The sequence below is a fragment of the Mesorhizobium sp. Ca11 genome, assembly GCF_020165275.1.
Classification (GTDB): Bacteria; Pseudomonadota; Alphaproteobacteria; order Rhizobiales; family Rhizobiaceae; genus Mesorhizobium.
The window spans coordinates 1-11,493 of the sequence record NZ_JAIUHU010000033.1; the positions used below are offsets into that span (position 1 = coordinate 1).

10 protein-coding genes are annotated in these 11,493 nt (G+C 65.2%); all 10 read right to left on the reverse strand.

The window, feature by feature from the left end:
• The coding region (locus LB538_RS29415) for a hypothetical protein (RefSeq protein WP_224685898.1) at positions 1 to 108 on the reverse strand (108 nt) is incomplete at its 3' end.
• 3 nt (positions 109 to 111) lie between these two features.
• Positions 112 to 441, reverse strand: a complete 330-nt coding sequence (nirD, locus tag LB538_RS28870) for a nitrite reductase small subunit NirD (RefSeq protein WP_224524629.1) — start codon at positions 439 to 441, stop codon at positions 112 to 114.
• A 5-nt stretch (positions 442 to 446) separates the two neighbouring features.
• Positions 447 to 2,897 carry a nitrite reductase large subunit NirB gene (gene nirB / locus LB538_RS28875; RefSeq protein WP_224523961.1) on the reverse strand — a complete coding sequence of 817 codons (2,451 nt, stop codon included), beginning with the start codon at positions 2,895 to 2,897 and terminating at the stop codon, positions 447 to 449.
• A 16-nt stretch (positions 2,898 to 2,913) separates the two neighbouring features.
• Positions 2,914 to 4,215 carry an MFS transporter gene (locus tag LB538_RS28880; RefSeq protein ID WP_224523958.1) on the reverse strand — a complete coding sequence of 434 codons (1,302 nt, stop codon included), beginning with the start codon at positions 4,213 to 4,215 and terminating at the stop codon, positions 2,914 to 2,916.
• 64 nt (positions 4,216 to 4,279) lie between these two features.
• Complete coding sequence (locus LB538_RS28885) at positions 4,280 to 4,456, reverse strand: twin-arginine translocation signal domain-containing protein (RefSeq protein ID WP_224523954.1); 177 nt, start codon at positions 4,454 to 4,456, stop codon at positions 4,280 to 4,282.
• Between the two features lie 321 nt (positions 4,457 to 4,777).
• Complete coding sequence (locus LB538_RS28890) at positions 4,778 to 6,004, reverse strand: CmpA/NrtA family ABC transporter substrate-binding protein (RefSeq protein WP_224524624.1); 1,227 nt, start codon at positions 6,002 to 6,004, stop codon at positions 4,778 to 4,780.
• A gap of 2 nt (positions 6,005 to 6,006) precedes the next feature.
• Complete coding sequence (locus tag LB538_RS28895; protein WP_140727844.1) at positions 6,007 to 6,609, reverse strand: ANTAR domain-containing response regulator; 603 nt, start codon at positions 6,607 to 6,609, stop codon at positions 6,007 to 6,009.
• Positions 6,610 to 6,746: 137 nt separating this feature from the next.
• On the reverse strand, positions 6,747 to 8,078 hold the full coding sequence (locus LB538_RS28900; protein ID WP_224523952.1) for an HlyD family type I secretion periplasmic adaptor subunit: 1,332 nt from the start codon (positions 8,076 to 8,078) through the stop codon (positions 6,747 to 6,749).
• Positions 8,075 to 9,808: a type I secretion system permease/ATPase gene (locus LB538_RS28905; protein ID WP_224523949.1), complete on the reverse strand. Its 1,734-nt coding sequence runs from the start codon at positions 9,806 to 9,808 to the stop codon at positions 8,075 to 8,077. Before LB538_RS28905 ends, LB538_RS28900 begins: the two co-directional genes overlap by 4 nt.
• Before the next feature lie 30 nt (positions 9,809 to 9,838).
• The coding region (locus LB538_RS28910) for a VCBS domain-containing protein (RefSeq protein ID WP_224685895.1) at positions 9,839 to 11,493 on the reverse strand (1,655 nt) is incomplete at its 5' end.

Here is an 11,493-nt window from a genome sequence, read left to right on the forward strand (position 1 = left end):
GGGGGCGCGGGGGCGGGGGGGGGGGCGGGCCGCGGCGACCTCGGCGAGCACGCCGCAGCCCACCCCGCAATAGGGGCAGGTGGTCCTCACCTCGCGTGCTTCTTGCATGCCTCAGGCCGCTTTCGAGGACAGCGCTTCGAGCGCGATGAACAACCGTTCGCCCTCGACCTTGACCGGGATAGTCCGGACCGAGCCTTCGTCGGCGCCAAGCGCCTTGCCTGTCTCCAGCGAGATCACCCAATTGTGCAGCGGGCAAGTCACGGCAGCGCCATGGACGATGCCCTGGCTGAGCGGCCCGCCCTTGTGCGGGCAGTGGTCGTCGATGGCAAACACCTTGTCGTCTGCCGTGCGAAAGACGGCGACCTTGCCTTGCGGTGTCGCAACGCAACGCGCACCGCGCGGCGGAATATCGGTGATGGAGCCGATGGCGATCCAGTTCATATTGGTCACTCCGCCGCCTCCGCGAACCCGACCGACGCCATCGGCCTGAACTCATGCTTGTCCTTGCCGGAGACGCGCTCCGACCACGGATCGACCTGCGCGAATTTTTGGCTGAAGACGAAGCGGTCGAAGAGCGTCCTGCGGCGCTCGGCATCGTCCAGGATCTGCTTCTTGATCTCGGCGGTGCCGATCCGCTTGGCCCATTTGTAGATGCGCTCCAGATAGCGGGCCTGCTCGCGATACATCTGGACGAGCGCCACGATCGCCTCCAGCGCCTCGTCCTCGGTCTTCACCAGCCCCAGCACTTCCGTGCCCTTGATGTCGAGGCCGGCGGCGCCCGCGAAGTGGATCTCGTAGCCAGAGTCGACGCACACCACGCCGACATCCTTGCAGGTGGCTTCCGCGCAGTTGCGCGGGCATCCCGACACCGCCATCTTCACCTTGGCCGGCGTCCAGGAACCCCACATGAACTTCTCGATGCGGATGCCGAGCCCGGTCGAATCCTGCGTGCCGAAGCGGCACCAGTCCGAGCCGACGCAGGTCTTCACCGTGCGCAGGCCCTTGGCATAAGCATGTCCGGAGACGAAGCCCGCCTTGCCGAGATCGGCCCATACCGCCGGCAGGTCTTCCTTGCGGATGCCAAGCATGTCGATGCGCTGGCCGCCCGTCACCTTGACCATCGGGATATCGAACTTGTCGACCACGTCGGCGATGGCGCGCAATTCGCCGGCGCTAGTCACCCCGCCCCACATGCGCGGCACGACCGAATAGGTGCCGTCCTTCTGGATGTTGGCGTGCACGCGTTCGTTGATGAAGCGCGACTGGTAGTCGTCGGCATATTGGTCCGGCCAATCGCAGACGAGATAGTAGTTGAGCGCCGGCCGGCATTTTGCGCAGCCGCAGGAGGTCTTCCACTCCAGCTCTTGCATGACCGCTGGGATCGTCTTCAGGCCCTTCGCCTTGATCAGGCGCCGCACGTCGTCATGGCCAAGGCTCGTGCAGCCGCACATGGGCTGCACCGCCGCCGGATTGTAGGCCTCGCCCAGCGTGAGCTTCAGCAACTGCTCGACGAGACCCGTGCACGAGCCGCAGGAGGCCGAGGCCTTGGTGTGGGCGCGCACGTCATCGAGGCCGGTCAGCCCCTTCGCCGTGATCGCGCCGGTGATCTTGCCCTTGCAGACGCCGTTGCAGCCGCAGATTTCCGCATCATCCGCCAGTGCCGCAACGGCCGCCAAAGGGTCCGAGGAAACGCCCCCCTGGAACGCCTGGCCGAAGATCAGCGTGTCGCGCATCTCCGAGATGTCGGTCGCCTTCTTCTTGAGGTCGTTGAACCACGCGCCGTCGGCCGTCTCGCCGAACAAGACGGTGCCGATGATGCGGTTTTCCTGCAGCACGACGCGCTTGTAGATGCCGGCCGACGCGTCGCGCAGGATGATCTCCTCGCGGTCGTCGCCGTCGGCGAAGTCGCCCAGCGAATAAAGGTCGATGCCTGTGACCTTGAGCTTGGTCGGCGTGTCGGAGTGGACGAAGCGCCTGTCCTCACTGTCCGTCAGTTTGGCTGCCGCCACCCGTGCCATCTCGTAGAGAGGCGCGACCAGCCCGTAGACATGGCCGCCGACCTCGGCGCATTCGCCGAGCGCCATGATGGCGGGGTCGGAAGTCCGCATGCGGTCGTCGACGACGATGCCGCGATTGACCTCGAGCCCAGCCTCCTTGGCTAAAGCGGTGCTCGGCCGGATGCCGACCGCCATCACCACCAGCGTCGCCGGAATGATCGTGCCGTCCATAAGCTCGACACCCTCGACCTTGCCGTTGCCGACAATGGCCTTGGTGTTGGCCTTGATCATGACCTTGATGCCGCGCGCCTCGACGGCTTTCTGCAGCAGATAACCGGCGGCCGGGTCGAGCTGGCGCTCCATCAGCGTCGGCATGACGTGCAGCACGGTGACGTCCATGCCGCGCTCTTTCAGGCCGGCCGCGGCTTCGAGGCCGAGCAGGCCGCCGCCGATGACGACCGCCTTGGCGCGCGACTGCGCCGCAAGCAGCATGGCGTTGACGTCGTCGAGATCGCGATAGCTGAGCACGCCGGGCAAGTCCTTGCCCGGAACCGGAATGATGAAGGGAACCGAGCCGGTGGCGATGACCAGCCTGTCGTAGCTCTCGGTGACGCCGTGGTCTGAGGTGACGGTCTTGGCCTCCCTGTCGATGGCGACGATCCGGTGGCCCTTGTAGAGGGTGATGCCATGCTTGATGTACCAGCCATCGCCATGGATGACGATCTCCTCGAACGCCTTCTCGCCCGAAAGCACGGGCGACAGCATGATGCGGTCGTAGTTCACGCGCGGCTCGGCGTTGAAGATGGTGACGGCGTAGCGGTCGGGCGCGGCCTCCAGCAGGTGCTCGAGCATCCTGCCCGGCGCCATGCCGTTGCCGATGATGACGAGTTTCTCGGTCATGTCGCTCTGCTCCGATCTATTCGGCGGCGTAGGAAAGGGATGCGTTGTTGACGGCGGCTGCGCGCTCCATCCGGCGGATGGTGACGTGCATCCAGACCAGGCAGGAGACGACGATGAGGAAGAGCAGCATGAAGCAGCTCGACCAGACCCCGGTGAGATCGTTCAGCGCGCCGAAGGCGATCGGCAGGATGAAGCCGCCGAGCCCGCCGATCATGCCGACGACGCCGCCGACCGCGCCGACGCTCTGCGGATAATAGGCGGGGATGTGCTTGTAGACGGCCGCCTTGCCGAGGCTCATGAAGAAGCCGAGCACGCAGGCGACGCCGATGAACGCGAGCGGGCCGATCTCGAAATGGAAGGGGATCGGCCCGCTGATGCCGCGCACGACATAGTCTGCCGAGGGGAGAGACAGAACGAGTGTCGCGACGGCACAGACGCTGAAGGTCCAGTAGAGCACGGTGCGGGCGCCGATGCGGTCGGAAAGCACGCCGCCATAGGCGCGGAAGATGCTGGCGGGGATCGAATAGGCGGCGCCGATCATCCCGGCGGTGGCGATGCCGAAACCGTAGACGCCGATCAGGTAGCGCGGCAGCCAGAGCGACAGCGCCACGAACGCGCCGAAGGAGAAGAAATAGTAGAAGGCCAAGCGCCAGACCCGCAGGTTCTTCAGCGGCGCGAATTCCTGCCAGAAGCTTCTTGCGGGCATCGCCTTGCCGGCGCGGCGCTCGCGGATGACCGGATCGTCGCCGGTGGTGAACCAGAAGATGGCCGCCATGACGACCAGCGCCGCGGCCCAGATCAACGCCACCGACTGCCAGCCCCAGGCGAGCAGCACGAAGGGCGCCAGGAACTTGGTGACAGCGGCGCCGACATTGCCGACGCCGAAAATGCCGAGCGCAGTGCCTTGTTTTCCGGCCGGGAAGAAGCGCGAGACATAGGCGACGCCGACGGCAAAGGAGCCGCCGGCAAGGCCGACGCCGAGAGCGGCAAGCAGCATCTGACCGTAGGTGTGGGCGAAAGCGAGCAGGAAGGTCGCGATCGCCGCGGCGAGCATGGTCGCTGTATAGACCAGGCGTCCGCCATAGCGGTCTGTCCAGACGCCGAGCACCATGCGCACGAGTGAGCCGGTCAGGATCGGCGTGCCGACGAGCAGGCCGAACTCGGTCTCGTTCAGGCCGAGCTCCTGCTTGATACGCACGCCGATGATGGAAAAGATCGTCCACACCGCAAAGCACACGGTGAAGGCGATGGTGGACATCACGAGCGCCTGCCTGGGAGCATTATCCTGGCTGGGCGAGGCTGGGAGGTTTGCAGTCATGGTCGGCTCCGGTTTGCGGCGTGGGAGGCACCGCGCGTTGTGTTGATCAGAGGCGTGGGATCGGTCAGTGCGGCGAGACCGGGACTGGCGCGGTCACTTGTGGCCCCTTGGCCTCGCTTTCGTGATTGGCTGGAAACAGCAGGAGCGCGGCGATGAACAGCGCCGCCGTCAGCGCGCTGCTCACCAGGAAATCGCGGCGGGTGAAATCCCTGAGCAATGTCGTTGCGATCCGCTTGGTCATCGTCGTCTCCGGTCCAAAAACGAAAAAAGCCGCCGTCCAGGCCTCGCGCGTCCGTACATCCGGGATCGCGCATTGACCTGAGCGGCAGCTTTGCCTGTGGCGCCCGCCATTGGACGCCTGTTCCATTGCCCGCGAACGGGCTCGATCACTTCAAAGCACGAAGCGTGCCAGTTTCGCTCGAAAGCGGAATTTCAAGGAAAATCAATGACGTGGGAGTTTTGACCTTCGACCGGGCCGAGCGGCGACGCGGTCAAACATTGATCAATGGCACAGGCATTGCGCATAAATTTTGTGCAATGCACAAGAATGGCGCGCAAATGATCAGGCGCGCCGCTGGCCGGCAATATAGGCGTCTATCCGGTCCGGATCGAAGATCTGGCCGTCGAAAAATCCGTCGGGGCCAAGGACCAGGCTTGCGCCCGCTGAGCCGACCGGCGTTGCCATCCTCAGCGCGCCCTCCACCTTGGCATTGGCGCCTGGCAAGGCGACGCCAAGCGGCCTCAACGCCGCGCGGTAGAGATCGGGCCGATAGCAGTCGCGGGCGACGGCGAGGTTTTGCGGCGTATGCGGCAACTGCCCCCAACGCACCATCTGCGTGTAGAACCAGAGCGCATGACTCTTCCAGGGAAAGTTGGCCGCCTTGTCGAAGGGCAGGAAGAAATCCTCCACGCGCCGTGCCGCGCCCCCGCCAAGTTGAAGCTGCCCGGTCAGGGCTGGCATCTGGATCGCCTCCGGCTGGCCAAGAAAGTCGGGCCGCGCCATCAGCGCCGCCAGCTCGCCGCGGTGTGCCGGATCCTGGCACCAGCGGGCGGAATGATGCAGAGCCCTCAGCAGCGCTGCCAGCGCGTCCGGGTTCTGTTCGGCCCACAACTTGCGCACGCCAATCACCTTTTCCGGACTGTTGCGCCACAGCAGCGCCTTCACGGTGACGACGTAGCCGGTGCCCGCCGCGACGGCGGCGCTGTTCCAGGGCTCGCCGACGCAATAGCCGTCGATGCGGCCGGCGGCCAATGCATCGGCCATGAAGGGCGGCGGCACGATGACGATCTCGATATCGCGGTCGGGATCGACGCTGCAGGCGGCGAGCCAGTAGCGCAGCTCATAATTGTGCCCGGAATGCGGATGCACGACGGCGAAACGCAGCGGTTCGCGGCCGGCGGCCGCCCGCTCGCGGATCAGTGCGCCGAGCGCTGCTCCGGCGCGCGCCGGATCGAGGTCAGGTGCTGCGTCATGCGCCGCCATGCCTTGCCACACCGCATTGGAAACAGTGATGCAGTTGCCGCCGAGCCCGAGCGAGAACGGCACGATGGTCTCGGAAGCAAGCGGCGTGAGGCCGAGGCTGCAGGCGAGCGGCATCGGCCCGAGCATATGGGCGACATCGAAGTGGCCGATGGCGATGCGGTCGCGGATATTGGCCCAGGAGGTCTCGCGATGCAGCTTGAGCTCGATGCCCTCGCGCGCGGCAAAGCCCATCTCGCCGGCTGCGACCAGGACGGCGCTGTCGAAGAGCGGCATGAAGCCGGCGGTGATCTGATGCGCTGCCGACATGCTCATTCGCCCTCCAGCGGTCCCAGCAATCCCGCCGCCGTCACCAGACTCTGGGCGATGTCGGCGATCTTGCGGTTCTGGTTCATGGCCGTCTTGCGCAGCAGCGCATAGGCCGCCTCCTCGCTTAAGCCCCGCGACTTCATCAATATGCCCTTGGCCCGGTCGATGACCTTGCGGTTCTCGAGCTCGCTGCGCGCCTCCTCCAGTTCGCGCGCCATGCGCGAGAAAGCATTGAAGCGACTAATCGCCATGTCGAGGATCGGCTTGATGCGTTCCTTCTTCAGCCCGTCGACCACATAGGCGGACACGCCGGCATCGACGGCCGCTTCGATCGAGGCCTGGTCGGAGCGGTCGACGAACATCGCAATCGGCCGCTTCACCACGCGCGACAGCTGGAACATGTTCTCCAGCATGTCGCGGTTGGGATTTTCGAGATCGATGACGATGACGTCCGGCTCGATCTCGGCGATGCGCCGGGCGATGCCGGCGACGTCATGGACGACCGTGACATGGCGATGGCCGGCGTCCCGCAATCCGGCCTCGATGATCGAGGCACGGATGCGGTTCTCGTCGATAACAAGGATGGTCAACGAACCGGCGGACATGCGCCTATTGTGCAGGCCGGGCGGAATTGTGCAATGCGGCAATCGACTGGGGTGGATCGCAACCGCCCCCAATGAATGAACTGCTGCGCTATCGCGCCCAACCCTGTGTTGCGGCCAAGGGAGGTTGGCCGCCTTTCTCACTCCTCTCTGAAGGCGTGAGCAAAACTGTCGGCGACCGGCTGGAAGAGATACTCGAGCATGGTTCGCTTGCCTGTAACAACGGAGACCTCCACCGGCATTCCCGGATATAGCCTCACTTGCGGAAGCTTCTTAAGTTCATCGGCGCCCACCTCGACGGTCCCCCGGAAAAAAGTCGCGCCGCTGCGCTCGTCGATCTCTGCGTCGGCCGAAACACGGGTAAGGGCGCCCTTCACCGTGGGCGTGGTTCTCTGCTTATAGGCGACCAGCCGCACCGTCGCCGGCAGACCGGGGCGAACGATATCGATATCCAGGGGCTGAAGCTTGACGTCCAGCACCATCTTGTCCTGATCGGGAACGAGATCGAGAATAATCCCGCCGGGAGGTACAACTCCGCCCGGCGTGAAATATCGAAGGTTCATCACCGCCCCATCTTCCGGCGCAACGACATCGCGGCGCGCCGCGCGCGCGTCGGTCTTCTGAAGCGCCTTTTCGAGCTCGGAGCGTTTGGTCTGGACGTCACGAAGGTCCTCAGCCGCCTTCTTGATGTACGAAAGCCGGCCATTGTCGATCTGCGCATTGGCCTCGGCGATCTGCTGCCGCAAGCTTTCTATGTTCCCACGGTTCGACTCAGCCTCGCCTTGTGCTGCGATGATCTGCCGTTCGAGCTGGAGTACGCGGGACTTCACCCCATAGCCTTTCTTGAGAAGCGTGCGGGCGTCGGCCAACTCTTCCCGCAGAGACGGCAACTGGATCTCGAAGGCCGCAACTCTCGCAGCGAGGGCCGACATCTGGGCATGATACTGGGCGATCCGCTGCTGCCAGACCTCGACCTCCGAAGCCTGAACCTTGGCCTGGTCGCGGAAAATGCGCTCCTGACCGGCAAGGGCCTCGGCGACGGTCGGTTCGCTTCGCCGGGCCGACAGGTCTGCCGGGAATGGAATCGTGCTCAGGCCGTCGCGCTGCGCGATCAGGCGGGCTTCGCCGGCGAGCGCCGCATCGAGTTCACCGCGCACGGCATCGCGGTCGGATTCCGCGTCGAGCCCGTCGAGGCGGACCAGTATCTGGCCCTGCCTGACCTGGTCTCCATCCCGGACCAGGATTTCCCGGATGATGCCGCCTTCCAGGTGCTGTACGGTCTTGCGGTTGCTGTCGACCTTCACCACCCCGGGCGCGACCGCCGCGCTCGTCAGCGGCGCGGTGGCTGCCCAGAGGCCGAAGCCGCCGAACAGCAGGCCGATGACGGCCAGGCCGCCGAAGACATGGGCGCTCACCGCCGGCCAGGCGGGCGGTGGCGGCGGCATTTCCAACGACAAGGTAGCTTCCGTCACGATCCGGTCCTTTCGGAGCTCACGACCCGAACCTGTGGCGCAGCCGACTGCTGCTCGGGGCGGCGCAGTTGCGCAAGCACGACGTCGCGCGGGCCGAACATCTGCGACTGGCCTTCGTTTAGCACCAGGACGCAATCGACGTTCACCATCAGCGACGGGCGGTGGGCGACGATCACCACGGTCGAACCTGCCTCCTTCATCGCGGCAATCGCCTGGTTCAGGGCTTCCTCGCCGACGGCATCGAGATTGGAGTTCGGCTCGTCCAGCACCAGCAGCGCCGGACGGCGATAGAGCGCCCTGGCAAGCCCTATGCGCTGGCGCTGCCCCCCGGAGAGCACCGAACCCTGCTCGCCTATCTCGGTATCATAGCCATTTGGGAGCCTGAGGATCATCTCGTGCACGCCCGCCATCCGGGCGGCGGCCACGATCTCGGCCGGATCGCCTTGCTCCATGCGGGCGATGTTCTCGCGGACGGTTCCGGGAAAGAGTTCGACGTCCTGGGGGAGATAGCCCACATAGGAGCCGAAATCGGCGCGGTTCCAGGCAAACACGTCGACACTGTCGAGCCGAACCCGCCCCTGCTGTGGCGAAAGCATGCCGACGATCAGGCGGGCAAGCGTCGACTTGCCGGCGGCCGACGGCCCGATCACCGCAAGCACCTGGCCCGGCGGCACGGCGAAGGAGAGGTTCCTGAGCACGGGCTCCTTTGCGCCAGCCGGCATATATGTGACGGCGTCGACCGAGAGCTGCCCCTGGGGACGCGGCAATTCCATCCCCGGCGGGCGCAGCGACGGAGTCTCGAACAGCCGGTCCAGCCGGCGCCAGGCCTCGCGCGCCGCGGTGGTCTGCTTCCAGGTGGCGATAGCCTGCTCGACCGGCGCGAGCGCGCGCGACATGATGATTGACGCCGCGATCATGGCGCCGGGCGAGACTTCGTGGCGCAGCGACAGCCAGGCGCCGAGCCCCAGCACCGCGACCTGCAGGAACATCCGGAACGGCTTGGTGAATGCATTGATCAGGCCGGCCCAGTCGCTGGCGGTTGTCTGCAGCGCGAGCACGGACGCATTGGCCGCGTCCCAACGCCGGGCGAGCACCCCGCCCATGCCCATCCCGTCGATGACTTCGGCATTGCGGAAACCGGCATCCGCCGCCTGGTAGGCGCGCGCGGAAGCGGCGTTGGCCTGCTTGAGCGTGTTGGCCGTCAGCGCGTTGTTGGCAAGGGCGAGGCCGAACAAGATGATCGCACCGCCCAGCGCCAGAAGTCCGAGCAGGGGATGCAGCAGGAAGACGAAGCCGAGATAGAGCGGCATCCATGGCGCGTCGAACAGCGCCATGATGCCGCCGCCGCCAAGATAGCCGCGCAACGTGGCGAGGTCGCGCAGCGCCTCGGTGCGGTAGGAGGAGCCGCGCAACGCGTTCTCAAGCCCGCGGCCCAGCACCTGCGGCGACAGCATGCGGTCGATCCAGGTGCCGAGCTGCACCAGCAACCGGGAGCGGAAGAATTCGAGCGCGCCCATTGCAGCCAGCGCCGCCGTCGTAATCAGCGTCAGATAGACGAGCGTTTCCACGCTGCGTCCCGTCAGCACGCGATCATAGACCTGCAGCATGTAGATCGAGGTCGAGAGCACGAGCAGGTTGATGACGAAGCTGAACCCCGCCACCGCGGCGAAACCGCCGCGGCAGCGGGAGAGAGCAAGCTTTAGGGGAGAGAGGCCTTGCATAACGATCATCTGCCGCTCATCGTCTTCCTGCGGGCTCCATCAGGCATGCAGATTGAAGTCTGCGCTGCTTAGATTGTTCACCCCCATGAGATGGATTTCGATGACGTCAGCACCACTTGTAATCGCCTCGGCTGACGTGCCGACATTTGCGTAGACAACGGTGTTCGTTCCATCCGTCGTCCAACCGACGCTGTGCGCGGCAAGCGTTGTCGAAGCACCTAAGTTGGTCGGAGTGCCGGTCAGGTTGAGCGCATTCAGGAAGTCGAGTTTGTCCGTCCCGTGGACGAAGTCCTGGATCGTATCGAAGGCGGCGTGGGTAGAGTCGGCAACCGCCGTGTAGACGAAGTGGTCGGCACCGTCGCCGCCGACCAACCAGTCGGCGTTCACCTTTCCAACGATCGTGTCGTTGCCCGCACCGCCGAAGATGTAGTCGACGGCAGAGGTTCCGGTGACGCTGTCCGTGCCAGCTCGACCATCAGCGATAGTCGGATCGGTACTTACCAGTGTGATCGTGTTGTCGACGCTGCCCCCATTGGCGTTGCCGATCCAAACGGTGAACGATTGTGGAGTCGATGAAGTCGAATGATTATCAGTGGCGGTGACAGTAAGAGTGCCTGTTGCCGAGCCTCCTAGTCCGACGTTGGCGGTCAGCTCTCCGTTTGGTGCAACGGCGACTATCCCGGAGCCACTCCAGGTAAATGCAAAGGAGACACTATCGCCTGCATCGGGATCCACGGACAAGAAGTGGCCCAAATCGATAGGATTCCCGTCGGCGATCGGGGCCGAACCCGGGACGAAGACCGGGGCGCTCGGCGCATGGTTGGTCACGGGCTCATCGGCACCGTTGACGGTGATGTCGATGACGTGATCCGTGCCATCTATCGACGTTACATGGATCTGATCATGCGGATGGTCCGCGGAGTTCAGAGCCTGAACGTTGGCGGCGCCATTGTTGAGCGTATAAACCCAATTGCCGGCGGCATCGATGGTCAATGACCCGTATGTGCCCGCGATCGGATTGCTGCCGTTGTGCACCTGGAACGAACTCTGGCCTGCGTCAGGGTCGTTGACGGTCAGAGCGCCGTTTACGGTCAGCACGGCGTCCTCGGTCACAGAGCCGGTGCTGCTGCCGCCGATCGAGGCGGCGTCGTTGGCGCCGGTGATGTTGACGACGATGTCGTGGTGAGCGGTGCCGTCGGCCGACCACACCGTCAGCGTGTCGGTCGCCGGCTCGCCGCCGTTGAGCGCCTGGGTGGCGGCGCGGCTGTCGTCGAGCGCATAGGTCCAGGCGCCCGAGTTCGCGTCGAAGCTGAAGGTGCCGTAGGTGCCGTTGAGGCTCGCCGGCGTCTGGAAATGCGCCTGGCCGGCGTCGACATCGCTCACCAGAAGCTTGCCCGAGGCGGAGGGATCGCCCGCCGTGCCGTTGTTCACCCCGCCGGCCTCGCTCACCGCCCGGTCGTCGGTGACCGAAGCGTCGACCACGATCGAGGCGGCGTCGTTGGCGCCGGTGATGTTGACGACGATGTCGTGGTGAGCGGTGCCGTCGGCCGAGGTGACCGTCAGCGTGTCGGTGACGGCATCGCCGCCGTTGAGCGCCTGGGTGGCGGCGCGGCTGTCGTCGAGCGCATAGGTCCAGGCGCCCGAGTTCGCGTCGAAGCTGAAGGTGCCGTAGGTGCCGTTGAGGCTCGCCGGCG